General features: G+C 65.6%; 14 protein-coding genes, 1 tRNA gene and 1 pseudogene. 4 read left to right on the top strand and 12 right to left on the bottom strand.

Features of this window, described 5'->3' with window-relative positions:
* Positions 1-30: 30 nt before the first annotated feature.
* From FJZ36_03915 to FJZ36_03905, 3 genes are all read right to left on the bottom strand, one after another.
* Positions 31-117 (bottom strand) — tRNA-Leu (locus FJZ36_03915).
* A 149-nt stretch (positions 118-266) separates the two neighbouring features.
* Positions 267-1,760 (bottom strand): hypothetical protein, encoded by a 1,494-nt coding sequence (locus tag FJZ36_03910; GenBank protein ID MBM3214044.1) that lies wholly within the window; start codon positions 1,758-1,760, stop codon positions 267-269.
* Between the two features lie 10 nt (positions 1,761-1,770).
* On the bottom strand, positions 1,771-4,137 hold the full coding sequence (locus tag FJZ36_03905; protein ID MBM3214043.1) for a tetratricopeptide repeat protein: 2,367 nt from the start codon (positions 4,135-4,137) through the stop codon (positions 1,771-1,773).
* A 288-nt stretch (positions 4,138-4,425) separates the two neighbouring features.
* Between FJZ36_03905 and FJZ36_03900 the strand changes: the two genes are divergently transcribed.
* Positions 4,426-5,034, top strand: a complete 609-nt coding sequence (locus FJZ36_03900) for a hypothetical protein (GenBank protein ID MBM3214042.1) — start codon at positions 4,426-4,428, stop codon at positions 5,032-5,034.
* On the opposite strand, the gene FJZ36_03895 is transcribed toward FJZ36_03900, so the two are convergent.
* Positions 5,027-8,977, bottom strand: a complete 3,951-nt coding sequence (locus FJZ36_03895; GenBank protein MBM3214041.1) for a hypothetical protein — start codon at positions 8,975-8,977, stop codon at positions 5,027-5,029. The two genes, FJZ36_03900 and FJZ36_03895, sit on opposite strands and share 8 nt — an antisense overlap.
* A gap of 27 nt (positions 8,978-9,004) precedes the next feature.
* Positions 9,005-9,757: a hypothetical protein gene (locus tag FJZ36_03890; GenBank protein ID MBM3214040.1), complete on the bottom strand. Its 753-nt coding sequence runs from the start codon at positions 9,755-9,757 to the stop codon at positions 9,005-9,007.
* Positions 9,758-9,813: 56 nt separating this feature from the next.
* On the opposite strand from FJZ36_03890, the gene FJZ36_03885 reads away from it, so the two are divergent.
* Together FJZ36_03885 and FJZ36_03880 are read left to right on the top strand one after the other, a co-directional pair.
* Positions 9,814-10,803, top strand: coding sequence for a Gfo/Idh/MocA family oxidoreductase (locus FJZ36_03885; GenBank protein ID MBM3214039.1), 990 nt, complete (start codon positions 9,814-9,816; stop codon positions 10,801-10,803).
* Positions 10,804-10,959: 156 nt separating this feature from the next.
* A pseudogene (locus FJZ36_03880) lies at positions 10,960-11,145 on the top strand (helix-turn-helix transcriptional regulator).
* Between the two features lie 1,429 nt (positions 11,146-12,574).
* Here the strand turns inward: FJZ36_03880 and FJZ36_03875 are convergent.
* The 6 genes from FJZ36_03875 to FJZ36_03850 all read right to left on the bottom strand — a co-directional run bounded on the left by FJZ36_03875 (position 12,575) and on the right by FJZ36_03850 (position 20,873).
* Entirely contained in the window at positions 12,575-14,494 is a 1,920-nt protein-coding gene (locus FJZ36_03875) for a hypothetical protein (protein MBM3214038.1), read from the bottom strand.
* Positions 14,495-14,519: 25 nt separating this feature from the next.
* Positions 14,520-15,737, bottom strand: a complete 1,218-nt coding sequence (locus FJZ36_03870; GenBank protein ID MBM3214037.1) for a Gfo/Idh/MocA family oxidoreductase — start codon at positions 15,735-15,737, stop codon at positions 14,520-14,522.
* 267 nt (positions 15,738-16,004) lie between these two features.
* Positions 16,005-16,259 carry a hypothetical protein gene (locus FJZ36_03865; GenBank protein ID MBM3214036.1) on the bottom strand — a complete coding sequence of 85 codons (255 nt, stop codon included), beginning with the start codon at positions 16,257-16,259 and terminating at the stop codon, positions 16,005-16,007.
* A 92-nt stretch (positions 16,260-16,351) separates the two neighbouring features.
* Positions 16,352-16,753 (bottom strand): hypothetical protein, encoded by a 402-nt coding sequence (locus FJZ36_03860; GenBank protein ID MBM3214035.1) that lies wholly within the window; start codon positions 16,751-16,753, stop codon positions 16,352-16,354.
* A gap of 513 nt (positions 16,754-17,266) precedes the next feature.
* Positions 17,267-18,523, bottom strand: coding sequence for a hypothetical protein (locus FJZ36_03855; protein MBM3214034.1), 1,257 nt, complete (start codon positions 18,521-18,523; stop codon positions 17,267-17,269).
* Positions 18,524-18,575: 52 nt separating this feature from the next.
* Positions 18,576-20,873: a carbohydrate binding family 9 domain-containing protein gene (locus FJZ36_03850; protein ID MBM3214033.1), complete on the bottom strand. Its 2,298-nt coding sequence runs from the start codon at positions 20,871-20,873 to the stop codon at positions 18,576-18,578.
* Between FJZ36_03850 and FJZ36_03845 the strand changes: the two genes are divergently transcribed.
* Positions 20,860-21,099, top strand: coding sequence for an AbrB/MazE/SpoVT family DNA-binding domain-containing protein (locus FJZ36_03845; GenBank protein MBM3214032.1), 240 nt, complete (start codon positions 20,860-20,862; stop codon positions 21,097-21,099). The two genes, FJZ36_03850 and FJZ36_03845, sit on opposite strands and share 14 nt — an antisense overlap.
* Positions 21,100-21,121: 22 nt before the next feature.
* Here the strand turns inward: FJZ36_03845 and FJZ36_03840 are convergent, their stop codons facing one another.
* Positions 21,122-21,619, bottom strand: coding sequence for a cytochrome C (locus FJZ36_03840; protein ID MBM3214031.1), 498 nt, complete (start codon positions 21,617-21,619; stop codon positions 21,122-21,124).
* Positions 21,620-21,695 lie beyond the last annotated feature (76 nt).

Raw genomic sequence — 21,695 nt, 5'->3', positions numbered from 1 at the left:
ATGTCGCGCTCGAAGTAGGGCTCGACGATGTGGTGGGCGAGGAGGGACTCGAACCCTCACGGGGGTGAACCCAATAGATCCTAAGTCTATCTTGTCTACCAGTTCCAACACTCGCCCTTCGTGTCGATGCGGGAGACGGAAGGCGAGCAATGGACAGAGCCGTCTCCCCTGCGCGTTCTGCCCAGCATGGTAGCAAATCCCCGATGGCGGGACAACCGAATGTGCCGAAACCAGCCACGGTGCGGCTTTTCCGGGCTGATCGTCCCTCAGAACCGAACGCGCACCAGCGGCACGGAGACGCCCTCGCCCGTCGCCTGGCTCATCGCGAAGGCGGAGACAACGTCGCCCGGCGACGCGAACGTCACGCGCCGGTCGTTCGCCGACGCGGGCATGTCGCCGAGAGCTCTCGTGAACCCGAGCTCCGCCGCCGTTGGGAACGGAACCCACGGTCCGTCGGCGCGCGCGACCACGCGCTCCGCTGTCCGAGTCACGCGATGCACGATCGCGAACGCCGCCGCCCCGCCAGCCGTTGCCGCGAGCAGATAAGGACGACTGTCGTCACTCTCGGTGAGGACGTAGACCATCCCTGCCCCGAACAAGCCGCCGGCGACGGTCCCGGTCCAGAGCAGCGCCGCCCGCTGGAGGGAGTACTCCTCGCGGTCCGTCAACCGATACACGATGGCGAGTCCAGCCGGGAATCCCAGCAGGCTCGCCCACACATACGGCTTGCCGTTCTCGCGAACCGCGTCCCCGTCGGCGAGCCGTACGGCGGTGATGCCGCTGAACGCCCCCATCGCCCCGCCCAAGGCGAGCGACCACACCCTCCCCTGCGTGACCGACTCGTTCTGAGCGAGCCGATGCCCCAGCCATCCACCGACGGGGATCAACGCGGCACTGCTCGCGAGGTACATCCGCCGCTCTTTGTCGCCGGAGTTGTCGCTGGCTCCCGCGAGATAGGCTCCGGCAACCCCGTACGCCGCCCCGACGGCGCTCCCCAGCAACGTACCGTCGCCCTCGGCGCTCGTTACATCGCCGTCCTTGGTCAGGAAGTGCATCGCCGCTACGCCCGCCGGGAGTCCCACCATCATACCGACCGAGCGCGTCCGATCGGGACCCTCGGGGTCTTCGAGAAACTCCACGCCCTCCTCCGTCACCGACCGGATGCGTTCGTCCGTCCACAGCGACGGGATGAGTCCGTAGTAGAGCCCGATGTAAGAGCCGGTCGTCAGCATCGTGGCGTAGCCGTTGCCCCGGTCATACCCCTGCGTGCCGTACATCCCGCCCGCGAACCCAGCCCCGCTGCCGAGCATGAACAAGCCGATCCTCGTGCGCGTCTCGTCAACGCCCAGAAGCTCCGAAAGCTCTGTGCCGTAGACGAACAAGCCGTAGATCGTACTGTGGAGAACCAGGCTGAGACGACCATCGGAGCCGCCGACGCCCGACCGCGACTGCCCGGTCGTCACCAGGGCGCGGCGCATCCGCTCCAAGTCCTCCGATGCGATCCGCACGCGCTCCAGCCACCGCTGACCGGATCGCTCGTAGACGACGTTCAGGACGTAGCCGTCGGGCGACTGCGTGACGAACGCGCGAATGAACCCCTCGACGTCCTTGAACGCGTTGAACCGCAGCCGCTCTTCGGCATCCAGCTCGTGCCCGACGACGGGGTTGAGCGGGATGATCTCCTGAGCCTCCTGGCTCCAGAGCATGCTTTGCGCCGACACCCAACCCAACCACACGAGAGCGCAGATCACGCGTCGCATGGAACCACTCTCATTCCGGCGTTCGATTCGCCTTTGGTGTCGATCCGGTGCCATTCACCCACGTACGCAACTCGGCATGGCTCGGCTTGAGGGCGAGCGCGCTCCGAGCGAGCGCCTGCGCCTCCTCCGGGTAGCGCGGCGTCGCGCTGCGCGATGCCTGGAGTGCGCAGTCCTGAACGACTTGGATCGTCATCGGATCGTTCGGAGTCGATGCGACCATCTCGACGAAGCGAGAGACATCCGCCTTGCGCGGACGCTTCGCGATCTTCGCCGTAAGATCGTAGACCTCCGCGCGGAAGGCGGCGCGTTCCATCTCCGGCGACGGTCGCTCCTTCGCCGCCTTGTTGAGCCGCTTCACCGCGAGATCGAAGTTGCTCTGGGTCGAACGCTCATCGGCGTTCAGAAGCAACGCCTTTCCGAGCGTATCGACCGCCTGAACGGGTTTCTCCGTCGCAAGATACAGATAGCCGATCATCCCATAGACCGCACCGGTACGCGCACTGTCCGGGACCAGCTCGAACTGCTCCAGCGCCTTGGCGAACTGCCCCTTCTGGAGCGCTTCGTTACCCGCGGTCAGGTACAGGTTCACCAGAGCGCTCTGTGCCCAGGCGTCCGACGGATTGCGCTTGAGGACCTCCCCGTACGCTCGCGCGGCGTCGTCGGTTCGTTTGCCGCGCGCATAGGTCTGCCCGAGACTGCGGTAGAGGTCGAGGTGGTCCGCATCGAGAGCCAACCCCTTCTGGAACTGATCGACCGCTGCCGTGACGTTTCCCGTTTTATCCAGCTCGACACCGTACTGGTGATGCGTCACCAGCAGGTTCTTCCGAATGACCGCGTCGTCTGGGTCGATCTGTCGGGCGCGCCGGAACGCTTCGATGGCGGCTGGGTAGTCGCCTCGCCGCGAATGCAGCACGCCGATGCGTACTTCCGTCGCCGCTGAACGCTCCAGCCGCGCGTGCTTCTCCAACAGCGCCAGCGCGCGATTCGGGTCCGAGCCCTCCACGGCGTTCGCCCATTGGAGGATCGCCGCGCCGTAGTTCCTCTTGGCGGTCTCCAGAGCCGGGTCGTAGCGCAAGGCTGCCTCGAAGTGTCCGGCAGCCTGCTCCCATCGCTCGCGAGCCGCCTCCGAGACCCCCAGGTTGTTGTAGGTTCTTCCAAGTCCGGCTCGGACGTCTGCGTTTCCCGGCTGCTGAGCGAGCAGCGCCTCCAAGATGCGCACCGCCTCGGCGTCCTTGCCCAGGTGGTTCAGGACAACACTCAGCCGGAGCGTCGAGCCGACGTCGCGCGGATCGAGCTCGACGGCGCGGCGCAGCAGGGCTTCGGCGCCTGCGTACTCGCCGACCTCCGCCAATCGGTCCGATTCGGCAACGCACAGGCGGATCAGGTTCCTTCGAGCCACCTCGAACGTCGGGTCCAGCCGCAGCGACCGTTCCAGCGCAGAGATCGCCTCGTGGACCTCGCCGCGCTCGTAGAATACGCGCGCCGCGTTGTTGTAGGCTTCGGGCGACTGGACCCCCGCCTGCTCGACGCTCTGGATCGCCTCGTCGGCTCTGCCGGCATCCAGATAGGCACGAACCAGGCGCTCCGCGGCGTCCTGATGAGTGGCATCCAGCTCGAGTGTCTGCAGAAACTGGTCGATCGCCGCGTCGTGGTTGCCGCGATCCAGCAACAGGTTCCCCAGCAGGAAGTGCGTCTCGACATCCGCCGGTTCCCGCGCCAAACGGTCTTTCAGCACGCCGATCGCTGCGTCGTGAAGCGAAGAGCCCGGCGGCAGTGCGTAGAGACGGCGTAGCGTCTCGACATCGCGTCGAGTGGGCGCTTGCGCATCTGTGGACGGCGACATGACATCCTCGGGGGCTCCGCTGTGACCCCACAGCCCGAACGCATGTCCCAACTCATGCAGGCAGACGGAGAGCATCTTCTCGCGCGTGAGACGCCTGCCCGTGGAAGCGTCTGTGACGCCGATCTCCATCTCGACGCGGAACGTGTCCGCCGTGGGGCGGATGAGCGTCGTCTTGCCGAGATGGGCTTCCTGCGCGCGTCCCCGTATCCGCGTGACCCATGTGACCGGCAAATCCACGGATGTGCTGGAGTTGTCGACAAAGACGCATCGCACGAGCCCATCTGATTCCTTCGTCCAGAGCTCAACCGCCTGGCGGAATACGTCGTCATATCCGGAGTCGCGCAGTCCTTCGGGCAAGGTGGCGAGCCGGATGGCGACGGGCATCCGGTCGAAGCGCGTCACACGACCGTCCGAGTAGACGACGCTCACCGCGAGGTAGTCATCGGATGCCGACAGAGCCGCCGTCCCAAGGAACGCCCACAGCAACGCGGAGACCCCGATGGAGGCCCTGATCAGGCGCCGCAACGACGACATACTGTATCCTTTTGCACAAGCACAGACAGAAGAATCAGACGTCCGCGATACGCATCCTGGTGTGACAGAGCGTGACAGAGCCTGCTCGAACGCTGCTGTGAGCTGAACGCACGGGCAACGACGCTACCTGGTTCCATCACGTCGCTGCTTGGGCACGACTGTTGCGTTGCTTGGGCACGACTGTTGCGTATTGACAGTTACGTATGGTTGTGCACGTTCGCTGCGACAAGTTCGGTGGTATAGTATCGACGGTGCTGCGGCGCTATCAGCTTATGGAGCAACCCGAATATGGCTGAAGAGACCATCGACGGCATTACATACCTCAGCCTCAAGGACGTGGCTCGCGTCCTGAGCAAGCAAGAGGCAGCCCTCCGCGCGCGCATCAAGCGAGGCAGCCTCGCCGCGGTTCAGAGACCGATGGCGACAGGGCAAGGGAAGTCCAAGCGATTCCGCTACATGATTCCCTTCGAATCCGTCAAGGAAGAGCTCGCTTCCGACGTGCGGAAGGACCCCGTTCTCCAAAAGCCCCTCGCGGAAGGAGACGAGCCGAACCTCTACCAGATGCTGTGGGCGATTCTCGCTCAGCATCGGGATGGGCTCGCGATCAGCGAACTCCAGTGGCAGCTCGAGCGGTACCATGGACTGAGCTTCAGCGTGGAGAGCATCGGCGAGTTCCTCGCGGCGTTCGCAGAGTTCTCCGAAACCAACGGTCTGTGCCGCCTGCGCCATACCGCTTCCTACGACGCGGCGTCTGCGAAGCCGACGCCCATCGTCCGGGAGCATGTCCGAAGTTCTGACGCGTCTGAAGCCATGATTCGCCAGTTCGAGACACGCCTCAACACGCTCGAATCGAAGATCGAACTGCTCATCCAGTTGTTGAGCAAGCGTCTCACCTAGACCGCCGAAGCCCGCTGCGTTCCCCGAGCAGCTCCTGCGCGAGCAACTCCGCATCCGTGGACACGCGTAGGCAACTCTCCTGATCGATCAGGCTCCACAGCAGGGGGTCTCCCCGCAACAGTCGCGCGCTCCCCAGCAAGATGCACTTCGCTTTTGCGCGAGTCACGCTCACGTTCAGGCGGTTCGGGTTCGTCAGGAAGTCGGTCAGCCGATCCCTCCGCGCCGTCGACAGGATGATGACGGATTTCTCTCTCCCCTGGAACGCATCGACCGTCCCGCATTCGAACGTCGGCAGGTCGGCGAGCTCCCGCTGCAGCAGCGCCAACTGGTTCCGATACGGCGTGATACAGCCGACGCTCTCGATGCCGAGCTGCGACAGCCCTCGCGCCAGCACGGCGGCTACGCGAGCCTCTGCCGCTGACGCATTGGGAACCGAGTCCCCTCCCGACTCGACGTCCAAGAATACGAACGCGTAACGAGGGTCCAGGATCCTACGTAGTTGGTCCCATCCCGGCTGATCCTGCGCGCGACCCAGTTCCGGGAGCCCTGCGTAGGTCGTCGACGACGCGTCCAGGCGGTTGCCGTAGAACTGCTTGGACGCCCATGCGCCGATGTCGGGATGCATGCGGTACTGCTGTGTCAGCAGCGCGAGACAGTCATCGTCCCCGCGTTCGCGCAACAGCCGGTTCAGGCGCTCGAACAGGGACGTGCCCAGCCCCCCGACGCCCAACGCATGCAGCGGCTCCGGGATTTCCGCGTCAGTATCGGGCGCATCGGCGGCAATCGGGCTCAACTGCTTCTCGTCCCCGACTAGAATCCCCTTCCTGCCCAGCGTCAGCAGCGCCGCCGCGAACGGCTCCGTGAGCTGCGTCGCCTCGTCGATCAGCACGACGTCGAACAGGGGCTCGTCCGTCTCCTCGGCGATCCACGGCGAGCGCAGCAGCGAGTGCGCCGTCCCGACGAACACCGGAACCGATTCGACGTGCTCCCGCAGCGCTTCGATATCCGTGAACGCCTCTCCGAGCGTGTGCGCGAAGCAGCGTCGCGGGTCGAACCCGTGTCTGCGGATCGATTCAAACATCCGCTCGCACGCGCCCGGAGGGTTCCCCAGCCGGAGGAAGGGGATCATCGTGTCCGAGCCCTCTCCGATGAGGCGCTCGACGACGTTGTCGATGGCGTTGTTCGTGAATCCCGCCACCAACACGCGGCAGCCCTGCCGCACGAACGCATCGACAATGGCGTGGATGGTCGCTGTCTTGCCGGTTCCCGGAGGTCCCGTGATCGACAGGAATCCCGCGTCGTCGAACGCTGCCACCAGCGCGCGTGTCTGCTGGGCGTTCAGGCGATGACCCGCAGCCACTGGCTTGGGCTCGCCCGTCGGCTCCGCGAAGAGCCGTCCCTGGCGGCGAGGAATGGAACCCCCCAGCACGATCCCCTTCATCGCCCCGTTCTTGGAGCGAATGAACAGGTTCAGCGCCCGTTGCAGCGCGTCGGTGCTTCTCAGGCTAGGAAGCGGGTCGATGTGCCAGACCGTGCCGATCTGCTGAACCAGGTGCTTGCCGCGCGACCGGACGTTTCCTTCCACAACGATCTCGTCGCGGTTCATCTCGACGACCGAGCCGCGGACGATCTCGCTCACGCGCCGGATGTCGCCGTGATGGATCAGCACGTCGCTTCCCGCCGAGAACTCCGCGACGCTCGCCTCGAACCGGAAGCGGAGCACGTCGCCGTCCACGCTGCAGAGCTCGGCGTTCTCAATGCGATGTTCGGCTCGAATGCCGTACGCCGTCGCGTCGGCGCCCTCCTCGCGCAGCGCCGTCTCGAGCAGCGGCGCGAAGTACGCCTGCTGCATCGCCCGCTGCTCGCGCAAGATCATCCTCGTCCAGTGCTGGTAATACTGGGTTTCCAGCGAGGAGAGCGGTTCCCCTTCCAGGTCGCGGCGCTCGCCGTGCCGCGCGGTCGTCGTCCGACACTCCCCGTGGAGGTACGGCTCTGCCTGACGGCACTGGCGGCACTTGGCGGTCTGATACCCGAAGTAGGGGTACTCCTCCGGCAGGGGTTCGCCGGGGGCGCGCGGAGCGATCAGAGCATCCTTGAGTCGCAGCAGTTCGTTTCGGATGCTCGTCAGGTGGGCGTAGCCTGTGGCGGGGTCGGGTCGCTGGAACCTCCCCGTCGCGCCGACGATCAGTTGGGCGTCGATCTCGTCAGCCCCGACCTCGCCCTGAGCGCCGCGTCGCTCTTCGCTCAGGATGGCTGCGTAGGCTTGAAGCTGAAGCAGATCGCCGGGACGAACGTGACCCGTCTTCAGCTCGTACGCCGCCAGCCGATCGGACTCGGACGTGAAAAGCGCGTCCACCCTTCCGGAGAGCCCCAGCTCATACGACCAGCGCGAGGATTCCAGCTCCCGTCCCGGTCGTGACAGCATCCCTTCTCGCGCGACGGCGCGGCGGATCCGCTCGAAGGTCTTGCCGACATCGGCTCGGAACCCGTCATACTCCGCGTTTGTCGGCAGGAGGAAGGCGAACGACAGACAGGATTCGCGCCAGTGCCGCTCCCACAGCTCTTCGAACGACGTCTCCGGGTGAGCCAGGTGCTCGCCGAACAACTGGTGCAGAACGGTTCCACGGAGCATCGGAAGCGAGAGAACCCCCTGCGAGTAGACGATCCGGTGGAGATACGCCCGCGAGCAATGATGGCTGCTGCTCACGTGCGTCACGTCCACCAGCTCGAACGGACGCACGACCATGTAGCTGCGGAAATCCGCCTCGAACGACTGCGACCCGATGTCTCGCGCCAGCACGCCGTAGATGGACGCCATGGGAACCGCATCCAGCGACCGCAGCGAAGTCAATGACGAGAACATCGACCGGTTCGTCTTCTCGCCGACCCGCACATGGAAGGCGCTCTCCGTCGCCCCGACGAACGAAGCCACCGCGACGTTCTCCCGCCTCTCGGCGTCCCACGTTTCCGCGACCTCCAGCAGCCGCGCGTACTGCATCTGGTAGCGCGCCTCCGGTCCCGGCGCGTGGGCGAATCGGTACGGCATCAGTGTCCCGCGGCGACCGCGCTCGAAGGCGTTCCACAGATCGATGATTCCCTGCGCCGTCGGGCGGTGGGACGGTTCCGGCGACAGGCACATCCGCAGGAGCGCGGGAAGGAACGGCGGGAGGCGGAGCGACCGCCAGTCGCATCGCTCTAGCCACTCGTCCATGGCGCTGTGGACGCGTTCCAGCGCTTTCGGCGGGGCTTGCGTCTCGCTGAGCGATTCCAGGACGTTCTCAGTCAGGAGGCTGCGGACCGAACGCCCGGTCGCCGTCTCCAACAGGAGCACGCCGAACGCGTAGATGTCTGCTCGGTCGGTCAGCGGCTGGGAGCTCGCGCGGTACGCCTCGGGAGGGATGTACGGAACGGTTCCCTGGAACCGCCTCTCGCCGATCAGCGTCCGCAGACCGAAGTCGGCGAGCAGATACCGGACCGAATCCTCTTCCGCCTCGGTGACGAGGACGTTCTCCGGCTTCAGATCGCCGTGGACGAACCCGCCACGGTGCAGGTGATCCAGCCCGCGCGCCAGCGAGAAGACGATCTCGCGCAGTTCGGCTTCGGAAGGGATCGAGCCGTCGTAGAAGTCGCGCAGGTCTCCTTCGGTCGCCAGTTCGGTCACGAGGTAAGCGCCGCTCTCGTCGGCGAACGCATAGTAGAGCCGAAGAACGGCTTCGTGAACCAATCCGGCGAGTGCGCGCGCCTCTTCGACGATCCGCGAACGATCCGCTTCGTGGCGAACGGGAGGCAGGCACTTCACGGCGACGGTGCGCAGAGGCACGGCTTCGCGGTCCAGCCCGAAGAGCTCCGTCGCGCGCCACACCGTGCCGAACCCGCCCTTGCCCAGAGCGGCTTCCAGGCGCAGCCGTCCGCCGTCCAGAAGGTCTCCGACCTGGTGTTCCACGGCGTCACTCTCCGCGCCGAGGCGGCTCTAGTGCGAGCGGTCCCCGTCGCGGAGCCCGCAATGCGTGCACGCCACCGGCATCACGAGATCGCTCATGCAGCAAGGCACAAAGACGGCGACCACCAGCACCGCCACGAGTGCCGGCGCATGCGACCATCCGAACCACGCGATCGACGTGTGCGTCAGCAGGTACATCAGCGATGCAAAGGAGGAGACGAAGACGTGGAGGGAATGCGAGTAGATCGAAAGGTGACGCAGCCGAACGAACCCGACCAGCGATCCGCCGAGCGCCATGCCGAGCACGAGCAGGGGCGATTCGACCAGTTCCAGACCGAACGACACCGGCAACCCGAACAGGCGCCCGCCGAGGAACGGGAGCACGATGTCGCTCAGCGTGCAGAAGATCACGGAGCCCGCGGCGCCCGTCCCGACCGCCAGGAGCGCATTGCGCTGGTAACGCCAAAAGACCGCCGTCGTCGCGATGGCGCTGGCGAAGAGATGGACGTAGTGCAGGAACTCGAACCGCGATTCCTGCCACGGTTCCGTGCGCCCCTGGGACACCAAGCCGAGAACCAGAACGGTCGTCAGCACAGCCAGCGCCGTGAACGGCAGATGGTGTGCGAGCTCCTGCCGGATGGTCTTGGTGAGCCCGACGACCGGTCGCCCTTCTCGATCGTGGAAGCGCGTCATCGCTTCCCAGCGGCTGGTTCCGTGCACAGGGACCTGATCGCAGGAATCCCGGTGGCGATGGGCGTTCTGGGCGGCGGAACGGGTCCTCATGTGCGCCTCTCAGCAAACTTCCCAGACGTCTCGTGGAATCCGATGATACAATCTCGATGGCGGTTGAGCAAGGCATGGCGCGGGATTGCGGCGCCTCGCAGCAAACATGGCGTTCTAGGAGATGCCGTCGGATGAATGCGGTCCGTCTGGGTGTTGTGGGTGTGGGCGACGAGTACACGGGGCTGCATCGACCCGTGATCGATGCGCAGCCCGACCACTACCAGGCCGTCGCCATGTACGACCCGGACCCGTCCCGAATGCTGAACGCCGCCACGCGCACGAATGCCGCCGCCTACGAGAGCCTCGACGACCTGCTGAAGAACCCGCAGGTCGAAGCCGTACTCATCACGACATCCGTTTCCAGCCGATTCGATATGGCGCAACGCGCCCTCAACGCCGGCAAGCACACGATCGTCGAACGTCCGATGGCGGGTTCTGCAGTCCAATGCGACCAGCTTCTAGCGCTGGCGCGACGGCGCGGGCTCTTGCTGACATCGACGCACTTCCGCCGTTGGGACCATCTGTTCGTACACGCTCGCACTCGGATTCAGGGCGGCGAAGTCGGCGACCCGGTTCTCATCAAGCTGGCGGCGGCGGTGCCCGCCGGTACCGACGCGCTCTTCGGAGACGGGTTCGACCTGCTCGACTACGCTTTGATCCTCAACGACAGTCCCCTGATCGAGGTCTCGGCTGTGCCGAACCTGAGCCGATCCGGCGCGACCGACACGCTTGCGGCGGTCTGCCGATTCGAGAAGAACCCCGCCGTCGAGATCACCTTCGCGGTCGCGGCGCCGAACGCGCTGTTCCCGCTGCCTCGCCTCGTCGTGATTGGGACTCGATCCGCCTTCGCGGATACTTCGATGCTCAACAATCCCGACCCGCAGCCGTTCTACGACGGTCTGTGGCGAGCGATCCGAGAGCGCGGGGCTCCCCCGGTCGTCGCCGCCTCTTCGCGGAACACCGTCTACCTAGCGGAATCCCTTCTCGGCTCGATGCGTTCAGGCGGAGCCGTCCGCACGGAGCGCCTGCTGAAAGCCGTCGAGTAGCCGCTTCGCGCGGCATCTCCCCTTGCCGTTCCCATATTTAGGCAGTAGCATTCCAGTTGCCTCGACGGGACTTGCAGTGCTATCAAGACCTTACTGGAAGCAAGACGCGTTTTGCTTCGGCGCTCCTTGCGGTTCACGCGCCAATGAGAGGCAGAAATGCTTACGTTCGCAGAGTTCCTCGCCAAACGTCGCGCCGCGTTGGGCATGAGCATGACCGAGCTGGCGGGTCGCCTGTCCGTCACGCCCCAGTACATCAGCCTGCTCGAGGGTGGGCGATGCAACCCCTCGAGAAAACTCCAAGACCGCTGCGCGCGGTTCTTCGGTGAGGACCCGGAGTTCATCCGCTTCCTCTCCCAGTCGATGCCTCGCGTCCAGAAGGAAGTCCTGCTCAGAACGCCCTCGGCGCTTCCGTTCCGAGTGCGACAGGGCAGGGACCCGCAGGTGGAGTCGGAATCCAGTTGGGACTCGACGCAATCCGACAGCGAAGATCGCCTCCTCCAGGCGCTCTTCCAGCCCATTGAGGACGGTGAAGCCACGGGCGAACGGGAGGGGTTCTTCGGAGGGCTCATCCGCGAGATCCAGCAGCGACCGGATCGGTTCTCAGCCAAGGCGGTCGCATGGGCGGACTACTACGCGGCACGGTTGCTCGCTGAACGCAGCGGCATACGCGAGGCGGCATCCGGCTTCCAGTCGCTGGCGGATCGACTGGCGGCAGGCGACGATGCTCCCTACCCAGGTTCCCTGCGGATGCTCGTGAACGTGCGACTGGCAGATGCCCGACTGGAATCCGGCGAACTCGACGCGGCGGGATCGGCGTTCGAGCGAGCGGCGCAGGAGGCGCGCCGCATCGAGGACGGCGCGACGGTCCTGGACGCCTATGCAAAGGCGTCTGCGGCGTTTCGTCGCGTCGGCAAGCTGGACCGTATCCTGTCCATGCTCGACGAGGCGGTGTCCTCCGAGGCGATTCCCGCCGCTGCGAAGGCGAAGCTCTACGTGCAGCGGGCTCAGCTCGCCTATGACCTCGGAGACAGCCGAGGCGCGCTGGAACCCGTGACGCAGGCAGTTCGCATCTGGCGGCTTCGGTCGCTCGACATTCCCGACAAGACGGCGCGGCTGGTTTCGACCCAGATGCTGGGACTGCACCTGTTGGTCGATCTCGACGAATCGGACGAAGCCCGGCAGTGGTTGGGTAGAATCCGGTCGACGCTCGCCCGCGTTACCGAAGAGGATATGACCGCCGCGCAGCACGCGCGGTTCGTCGCCGAGAGCGACCTCGAGTCAGCCGCGCTGATGGTCGACCAGGGGCGCTGGAACCACGCGCGAAAGAACCTGACCGACGTCGCCCACCGCGAGGCGGCTGATGGACTCCACTTCGCCGATCAGGACGACCGGACGCTGTTTGCCGACCGTATCGTCGTCCTGCTGGCTCAGGTCGCCATCGCCCAAGAGCAGATCGGAGAAGCCGCCGAGCTTCTCAACGGCTTCCTCAAGAAGTCCCCCCTGACCGATCCGGTACGCGAGAAGGGACGTCGCAACTTGCTGCGCGACGCCGCCCTCTCGATGCTGGAGTCGATCACCGATGGGACCGAGATCGCCGAGACACGGCGCGCCATCGCCGAATCACTCGACCCCGAGAAGCAGAGCGACGAGGCGCTCCGGGCCCTGTGCGGTTCGGAGCCGATCCGCGCCATTCGGAGTCGCCTCGCTCGGTCCTAGAAGCGGGTCCGCGGGCGGGCAGTGGGCTCGCCCGCCCTCCCTGCGCGGCAGTCGCCTACATCCAGCTATAGACGCTCGTCCTCGTGAACAGACTCACGAGGGGCCACATCCCCCCGCCCAGAGCCTCGCCGAGGATGAGGCCCATGAAGAAGGGGATCGTCCGGCGGTAGGTCGCGAAGCCCGCCAGGCGGAGGATCGACCACTTGGCGACCAACGCGATGAGCAGAGGAAACCACAAGATGTCCGTCGTGCCCGGCGCGACGCCGATCACGTAGCCCGCCGGATGCAGCGGGCACCAGAAGAACCGACTCCGCATCCCGAAGATTCCCAGGTTCACGACGAACGTCAAGCTGAGAACCATCACGGCGAGCCAGTTGGGCGGACGCGGAGAGTGCAGCCAACCCGCCAGGAACGTGTAAGCCTCCCAGCCGCCCGCGTGGATCTGCTCGGCGGCTCCCGGAACGCCTTCCTTGTAGAGCAGCGTCGGATAGAGGATCAGGCTCCCGACGACGCCAGCCACGCCCGCCACCATCAGCGCGAACAGCATCGACCGGTTCCCAATCCTGCCTCGATCCGCCAGTTTGAACGCCTCCATCTGGTGCGGCATCGGGTGCGTGCGGAACGAGGCGTAAGACGCTCCGCTCAGCCAGTTGAGCATGGAGAGCATCGTCAGGTTCCCCGTTCCGAAGCGCCGCGTCCCGAACGCGGTGATGAGCAGATGCTGGGGCGTCGCGTAGCCGATGGCGTGGATCGGCGGGCCCAGCTCCGTCCGCATGCGCGTGAGCCCGGTGACGATGGAGAGATAGACGCCCAGGAAGAGCCACGCGCCCCAGATCGTCATGCCGGACGCTACGAAGATGACCGTCAGCGCCGCCACCGCAATGCCGAGCCCGACCACCGCCGTGCGGTAGGTGACCGCCTCTCGATGCGCCGCCTCCCGCAGCGGATGGCGTACCCGAATCAGGATGCGCGCCAGGTGACGTCTCCCTGACCACGACGACACGACGACCAGTGCCAGAAGCGCCCCAGCCCCTTGCTCGCCCAGGAACGGATAGCCGGGAACCGTCACGCCGAACGCGCTCCCGAAGACGTGCTGCAGCTTGCGGCAGGCGTAGAAGAACGCCACGGAGAACGACAGGTCCAGCGGCAGCAGGAACGCCAAGCCGATGAGCAGCGGATGGAGACGCATGGGTGTCGAGCCGATGGCGTTCCACGGGCGATCCGTCACGTACTGGATCAGGTCGTAGCGCTTGATCGGGATTTCCGGCAGCGCGGGACGGAAGTACTGGATGCCGTTCCACAGGTTGATGCCGAAGGCGATCCCGACGCCGACCCACAGGTTCGTGTGACGGAAGAGCGAGGCGTCGTCCGTCGTCAGCTCATACGACACCTGGATCAGCGGGTAAGCGAGCCGTTCCCGGTTCACCCACTGCTCGCGCAGCAGAACCGAGATACAGAGGAAGCAGACCATCAGGAGGAGCACGACGCACGTCCACGCCAGGAGCGGAGCCACCCACGCGCGGTAGTGCCCTTCCGAGAAGAACCGCGCTCCGCCCTTGTAGAACGCCTGGACTGCGTCCGTGTCCATGACGACGAGCCGCTTCGGCAGATCGCGGAAGAAGAGCCCCTCCCAGTCGTTCTCCGTCGTGGCGTAGCGCGCCGCGTGAGGGATCAGTCCCATCAGGCGGGGCATGAAGTCGTGCCCGGCGAAGGCGCTCCCCGTCGCCAGCATCGCGTAGACGACCAGCAGATCGCTCTGACCCAGCGCGAGCCGAGGCGCCGCGCTACGCACGACCGTGTTCGCCCAGGTGAGCACGATGAGCAGGAAGAGGACGTTCACCGGCACGGCGACGATGGTGAGATGAGCCGTGTGCCAGATCATCTCGACGTAGCCGAGCCAGTAGCTGTTCGCAAGGATCAGCAGAACGCCGATCAGGGCGGCGCGGATGCGTACCCGATGGAGTTGAGGTTCCACGGGCTCGGCTCCCTACCCGTGCGCTCTATGCAGGTCGCGGCGGCTTTCGTCGGAAGTCGGCGAAGCGATCATGGCTGGCGAGCTCGGCGAGGGCGACGCGCTCTCCGCCGAGATGATCCGAGACGTTCGCGCCAATGACCGCGTCGAGGCTGTTCATGCTCGCGGAGAACGGGCTCCGGAGTTGGTCGGGGTTCCGCGTCGAGACGGCGTGGAGGAACGCGCGATGGGCTCCCTCGGTGGCCTCGATACCTCGCGGGACGGGGACGACGTGCCGGACCGCGGCGCGGTCAGGCGTCTGCTCCGGCGGGTAGGGCCCGTCGTAGTAGTAGGCGGCGAGCTCAGCGCCCTCGAACCGCAGGTGACCGTGCGTCCACAGAACACTCTGATGGCCGTCACCGAAGTAGACGCGGCGCAGGCGCGAAAGGATCAAGCTCCCGACCGCCCCGTTGGCGAACCCGAACGTCGCCGCGTAGGCGTAGGGGTTGTCCGCGCCGTCCACGATGTCGTCAGCGTCTCGGTGGACGTACCGGGCGCTCACCCACTCGATATCGCCGCACCAGTAACGCATCAGATCGACCTGGTGGATGCCCGCCTCGACGACGGTGGAACCCGACCACTGCGCGTTCGCCGTCCAGACGCGGTTGCCGGGCCCGCCGAGCCGTTCCGTCGCCGTGTGTTTGACGGAATGGCTTTCCAGCGAACTGTGCGATGCCATCGTGAGCAGGACGATCCGCTTGTCCGCCAGGAAGCCACGAACCGCCTCGTTCCGGGCATCGTAGCGGTGCTGGAACCCCACCGCCGCGATGACGCCACTCTTGCGGATGGCGGCGTCCATCGGCGCCGCCTCGTCGAGATAGAGGCTGACGGGCTTCTCGATGAACAGGTGGACGCCGGCTTCCGCCCCGGCGATGACCTCTCCGCCGTGCAATCCCGGCGGCAGCGCGATGTAGAGGGCGTCCAGCGACGCGCCCAGTGCGTCGGCGAAGTCGGTCGAGAGCCGGATGCCGTCGACCCGGAACCCGGGCACGTAGGAGGCGATCTTGGCGGCGGCGAGGTTCTCAGGAAAGACGTCCACGAGCGCGGCGACGCGGACGAGCCCTTCGGACTGGAGCCGCCAGAGTACGCTCAGATGCTGGAGCCCACGCTGACCCAGCCCGACGACGCCGACTCGCAACGCCATGGCGACCCTCCACCTACCCGCATGATGGAGGCTGCCAGCCCGAAGCGCAAGCGCCACGCGCATCTAGGACGTGTGCGGAGCAGTCCAGTGAACGGAACGAGCCCTCAACCCAACCCTCTCTCTGAAGGGAGAAGGCAGTGGACAGCTCTGGTTCCTCTCCCGTCAGGGAGAGCTGAGCGGGGTAGGTTTTCTACGTCACATATCGTGCGCCGACCGTTGTGATGGGCTTCGGCGTCCTATCGGACCTATGCCCGTTGGTTAAGGTCATGTTCAGTTCTCCCAGACGGTTCAGTTCTCCCAGACGGACGACGCCATGCATCAACCACGCGATCACGACGGCGCGACCCCAACGGAACCCCAACGGACTCGATTCATGCGACGGCGTCCGTCCTGGGTCAAACGCGGCGCGTTGGGCAACTCCGGGCGCGACGCGACGGGCGTCGTGTCGCCCAGCGTCAGCGTCCACAGCGTCGCCAACGACAGAGCCATCCACAGCCTTTCGATACGAGCCGGGTCGGTCATGCGTGTCCGTTCGACGTTCCATTGCCCCGACTGGAGGACGCGGAAGCCCTCTTCGATCCACATTCGGCGACCCTACCATGCCGGATCGACCGCTCCGGGCGGCAAGTCGGTCAGCAGGAACCACGGCTCTTGGGCGTCTTCTTTCCAGTAGGCGATCAGCGTCGCCCGCACGCGAGCCGTGGCTTTCTTGAAAGCGTCTCCTTCTCCCTTCCATTGGCTCCCTTCCATTGGCAACCTGGTCGAAGTGCGAACGAGGCGATGGAACGCCATGTGTCGGTTTGGTGGAATCGGAACGGACCCGTCCGTTTGATGCGGATGAGCGGATGCCACCGATAGCGAACGATTTCGCGGAACAGCCATGCGCCCGTCAGTCCGCGATCCGCCAAGACGACGACAGGGATGTCGCACGCAAGTCCGTAAGCCACCGCTCCGATCAAGGTCTTCCAGTAGGGGTTCCACTCGCCCGGCACATTGCCCGACAACGCTTTCCACGCAACGGGGACCGCCGTGCCGCCGCAGAGGACGGAGATCACCAACACCGTCACACGGTTGCCCAAGGTGGTCGGGTCCATCGCCAAGAGGAGGGGGAGTGTCGCGACGCTGCGTCGCGCAGACGAATGACCCATCGGATCAGGTAGGGAAAACAGGGCAACACCTCGAATTCCCGCCGCTGTTTCCCGGCTTTGTCCGCGACCGACCACAGTCCTTCGCGAAGGCGTTGGCGCAAGGCGTCGAAGGAGCCACCCACATAGGGGAGCGATGCGGCGGCGACGGCAGTCTGCGCACATGAGGATGCCAACACGATGCCGAAACTCCAAAGAGCCAAGAGGACCGCTTGCGGTCGGCTCAGTCGCGGAAAGATGGTTGTGACGAGGTGCGTCCATTGCGACAATTCCGTTCGGCGAGACATGGCGACGATTCATTCCGGTTTGTTGGACACCGAGAGGATCGTCAAACCGAGAGGATCGTCAAGATGTCTCGCCATCGCAATCACTCACGTATACCCAAAAACCTACCCCTCTCAGCTTCAGGGAGAGGCTAGGTGAGGGCGCTGCCCTGCGGACGACCGGCTACTCCCGCCGGCGGAGCTTCCAGAAGAGGAATGACGACGGGCCCGACTTCCCGTCCTCGCGGCTGGGGTTGAAGCAATCCGACGCGATGTAGACGCCATCCGGCGACGCGAGCGAGCCCTGAAACGGATTCGGCGTGAAGACATACGCCGACGCTCGATAGCCCAGCGCGAGCAGGTCCGCGCCGACGAGGGGCGTCGGCGTCGCGCCGGGCGACTCCAGCACGTCCTCGCCCCAGACGTGGAGCTTGCCCATCGACGGGTTGTTGATGAACGCCGAGCTCCCATCCGCGAAGCGTACCCACTTCCCCGCGTTCGAGAAGCTGTACTCCGACGGGATGGATCGCAGCAGGCGCGTGGATCGGCGCTGGACGTCGTACTCCCAGAACTCGTGCGCGTTGTCCGAGTGGTCCTTCGACTGGCGGTTGTAGTAGATCACGAGGCGGTTCGGCTGATCCGGCGAGATGGGCTTCATATCGAACGAGAGGAACGTCCCGTCGGAACCGTGCGGCAGGTCCTCCTCGTGGAGCGCGTTCCCATCCCAGTCGATGTGGAGGATTCGCGTGATGGGGCGCTCGTAGTTGTCCCACACCTCGCCGACGAGGACGATGCCGTCGTCGAGCGCCGCGACCTGCGGGTAGAAGAATCCCATCGGACGCGCATAGACGACCGGCCTGCGGAACACGTAGTCCGCGCCTTGCCGCTCGCCGACGAACAGCACGGGCGTGTTGAACGGCACGCTGCCGTCCGGCGAGATGGCGAGGATGACGAGGACGATCCGGGAGCCGTCGGGGCTGATCGCCGCGTTCATGCGGAGGTGGAAGTCGACGAACGGCTCCAGCGGGATACGAGCCGTCTTGTCGACCAGCGTCGAAACGTCCTCCGGGCGTTCGCTGCGGTAGTAGTGGATGCGCCCGTAGTTGTACTTCGGGTCGTCGGTCGTGTACGTGACGCCGACGAAGATGTGAAGATGCCCGTCCGAGGCGCACACCATCTGCGGCTGGTTGTTGCCCTTGACGTTCGGCGCGGTGAACGCGAGCCGCGTCACGGCGGGAGTCGTCGAGGAGCCCGGCAGCGGATGCTGGCCCACGAGCGCTGTCGGAGGTCCACCGGGGCTGTGGAGCGTCGCCGCCCAGAAGAGCGCGTCGCGCCCCTGGACGAGATACCCGAACGTGTGCCCGCCCCACTGATCCGAGATGCTCCCGTGGAGAACCACGGGCCCCTCGGCGACGATCGGCGCAGCGGTCGTGTTCCCCATGGAAGTGGTCACCATCAAGAAGGACGCGATCCAGAGCGCTCGGCGAGCCCGGCTACAGGCTCCACCAGAACGTGAGTTTCGCCAGGGCGGTCGTCTCGATGACTTCGGTGCCGTCGGATGTGTCATAGGTTTGGTTTACGACGAAGTAGAGGTCGCTGCCCGGAGCGTAGATCCAGTTGAGGAGCAGGTTCGCCGCGAGGATGTCACGGTCGTCCGACCACTGCGTGAACAGCCGCGCGTACATCGTCGGCGAGTGGGAGTAGGTGATCCGCCCGATCAGCAGGTTCGCGGTGACATCGCCGTCCGGCAGCGAGATGCGGTTGTGCTCGAACATCGGCTCGAAGCCCAGCCGCGTGTTCGGACGGATGGAACCGCGCAGGCGCGCTCCGACGCGCGATCCGTTGTAGAAGTCGCCGAAATCGACGCCGAAGCCGCCCGTGACCGCATGCGCCGAGCTGGAATCGAACGTCACGCCGCCGGTCAGGCTGTCATAGGTGCCCTGGGGAATCGTCGCGCCGAACAGCGGGAAGTCCCTCTCGATGTTCTCCGTGACCGCGTTGGCTCGCATCCCGACGGAATGCCCCGACTCCAGTTCGACGCGCGCTCCGCCGCCGACCGAGCGCGACGAGACCGAGTTGTCGTCCCGCAGAAGCACCGTGTTCAGGCTGGGACCCACCGTGATCGTGCGGATGCCGTACTTCCGGGGCCATGGCGTGTAGTCGATGCCCGCGTTCACCTGGCGTATCCCCTTCCGCCAGACGAACCCCATGGAGGGATCGAACGCGTCGCCGATGTCGGCATACGAAGCGCGCGCGTTCAAGAGGGTCGTCCGCCATTCGCCTCCCGCATAGTAGGCGTCGCGCGAATCCTCCGTGTCGTCCATCTCGAATGTCCGCGCCCACAAGCCGCGCAGGTCGACGTTGCCGCGCGGCCGCAGGGCAAAGTTGACGCCCGCAGCGCGCTGGTACGTCTCCGCGTCCTGCTTGTTGACCGCGATCATGCCGACGGACGAGTTGCGCAAGACGTTTCGGCTCAAGCGGAGAACCGAGTAGCCGGTTCGTTCGACGTCGACTCCACCTTCGTGGAGCTCGTCGGTTGCGACGGCGAGCAGTCCGATGCCGTAGGGGCCCGCCTGGCCTGTGACCTTCCCTCCGGCAAGGATGGGAACCGCGCGGTCTCCGGCGAGACCGATACGGCGGCTGTAGAAGAGCAACATGGGCGGCGGGGCGTCGAAGCTGAACCGGGGCGTCCCGAACTCGAACTGCGCTGCGCCTTCCATAAAGAACGGGCGCTTCTCCGGGAAGAAGAGGCTGAACCGCGTCAGGTTCACCTGCTGCTGGTCCGCCTCGACCTGGGCGAAGTCCGTGTTGAACGTCAGGTCGGCGGTCAGGTTCGACGTGATCCCGTGCTTCAGGTCGAGTCCGGCTTCGAACACGCCGTCATTGACGTCCTTGACTCGGCTGAACCCCGGCGAGATGAACGGCAGCACCTCCAGATGGCGTGAGGGCGCGACGCCCCGGATGTCCGTCAGTTCGCCGAAGTAGGCGGGACGGTACTTGCCGAGGGGCCCGTAGCCGCCTGGCGCGGGGCTCCACGTTGATATCTCGCGCTTCCGCGTGATGTCCCGCCCGACGTTCATACCCCACGTCATCGAGTCGGCCTGGCGGAACCGAAGCTGGCTGAACGGAATGGCGAGCTCCGCCGTCCAGCGGTCCGACTCGATCTGCCCTGACGATTCCCAGACCGCGTCCCAGCTCTCGTTGAGCGTGTTGCCGCCGTCCGAGACGATCGTGTCTTCCATGCCGCCGACGGCGTTGAATCGGAAGAACGTCGCGCCGTTCCGGTCGTTGTAGGCGTCGAGGAACACGAATGCGTGGTCGCCCGACCGGACGCCGGGCGAGTCGCGGCGCATCTCCTTGATGACGGCTCTTGGCATCTCCGAGTCGTAGCAGGTGAAGCCGAAGTAGAGCTTGTCGTCGTCGTACAGGATGCGGACCTCGGTACGCTCGGAAGCGGGCTTGCCTGTGTCGGGGATCATCTGGACGAAGTCGCGGATCACGTTGGCGGTCTGCCACGCGGGTTCGTCCAGCCTGCCGTCGATGGCGATCTTCGCCTCGGTCCGCACCGGTGTTACCGAAATCCCGGCACGGGCCGCCAGTGGCATCACGAGTAGAAACACGAAAGCCGCACACCATGCCACAGGATACCGAATGGACATCGCTGAGCTCCTGAGAGGGTCACAGCGCCATGATGCTCCCTGACGCGGCCCGTTGCCGGGAGTTAAATGATTCTTATAAGGCGCTCGGAAGCGTCTGGCCATCCAAATGGGAGTAGCGATGACCACGCGCATCAAGATCCGTGCGGTCGGAGGTGCGGTCGGAGGCGCGCTCGGGGCGATCCTCCCCAAGAGCCTTCTCGAAGAGCTCCATGTCGGGGAGGGTGACGAGCTTCACGCCGTCCGGACCGCGGACGGAATCCTCCTGACCGCGTACGATCCTGAGTTCGCCAAGACGATGGAGTCGTTCGAAGTCATCCGCCGACAGTACGGCACTGCGCTCCGAGAGCTCGCCAAGTGACGGAGCCGGTCTGGCTGTCTCGCTAGTGCTCGTGCTCCTCGCCCTCCTCGTGCGTGTGCTCCCCGCCGCCCAGCGTGGCGTTGGCGGCCAGCGCCCACTCGCACAGCGCGTCGATGTCCGCTTGGGAGAGCTTAGCCTGCGGGTGCATGGGGAGGTAGGCGGGAAGCGGCATCTTGTGCTCGCGCACCTCCTCGCAGATCTCGTCGAGCAGCCCGGCGGCGTCCTCCTGGGAGTACTGCGCCCAGTCGGACATGTTGAGGTGCTTGCGCCCGAAATTTACGTGATTGCGGACCGACCACATCACCGGCGCGACGTCGGCGTACCAGGGCCACTTCGTGTCGTTCGAGTGGCAATCGCGGCACGCGCGGTCGAGGATCGCCGTGACATTCGGAGGAACCGTCATCTGAGCCTGGAGAGTGCGTGACGGGTCCGTCGGCGGGTTCGTCTTGAGGGGCCGGTAGAGCTGCGCCCCGAGCGCGAGAACGATCAGGCCCAGTACGACGCGCACCACGATCTTCATCGCGGACCCTCCCACTCGCGACGGGGACAGGCGCGCTGAGGCGCCTGTCCCCCGATGCCCGATGGGCTGTGGGATT

Source organism: Candidatus Poribacteria bacterium (genome assembly GCA_016866785.1).
In the GTDB taxonomy this organism is placed as follows: Bacteria; Poribacteria; WGA-4E.
This window is presented reverse-complemented; position numbering and strand designations above follow the sequence as displayed.

Coding starts and splice junctions, on each gene's coding strand:
- FJZ36_03910 (MBM3214044.1), bottom strand. CDS start 1,760: ATGCGACGCGTGATCTGCGCTCTCGTGTGGTTGGGTTGGGTGTCGGCG.
- FJZ36_03905 (MBM3214043.1), bottom strand. CDS start 4,137: ATGTCGTCGTTGCGGCGCCTGATCAGGGCCTCCATCGGGGTCTCCGCG.
- FJZ36_03900 (MBM3214042.1), top strand. CDS start 4,426: ATGGCTGAAGAGACCATCGACGGCATTACATACCTCAGCCTCAAGGAC.
- FJZ36_03890 (MBM3214040.1), bottom strand. CDS start 9,757: ATGAGGACCCGTTCCGCCGCCCAGAACGCCCATCGCCACCGGGATTCC.
- FJZ36_03885 (MBM3214039.1), top strand. CDS start 9,814: ATGGCGGTTGAGCAAGGCATGGCGCGGGATTGCGGCGCCTCGCAGCAA.
- FJZ36_03870 (MBM3214037.1), bottom strand. CDS start 15,737: ATGCGCGTGGCGCTTGCGCTTCGGGCTGGCAGCCTCCATCATGCGGGT.
- FJZ36_03865 (MBM3214036.1), bottom strand. CDS start 16,259: ATGTGGATCGAAGAGGGCTTCCGCGTCCTCCAGTCGGGGCAATGGAAC.
- FJZ36_03855 (MBM3214034.1), bottom strand. CDS start 18,523: ATGGGGAACACGACCGCTGCGCCGATCGTCGCCGAGGGGCCCGTGGTT.
- FJZ36_03845 (MBM3214032.1), top strand. CDS start 20,860: ATGACCACGCGCATCAAGATCCGTGCGGTCGGAGGTGCGGTCGGAGGC.
- FJZ36_03850 (MBM3214033.1), bottom strand. CDS start 20,873: ATGCGCGTGGTCATCGCTACTCCCATTTGGATGGCCAGACGCTTCCGA.
- FJZ36_03840 (MBM3214031.1), bottom strand. CDS start 21,619: ATGAAGATCGTGGTGCGCGTCGTACTGGGCCTGATCGTTCTCGCGCTC.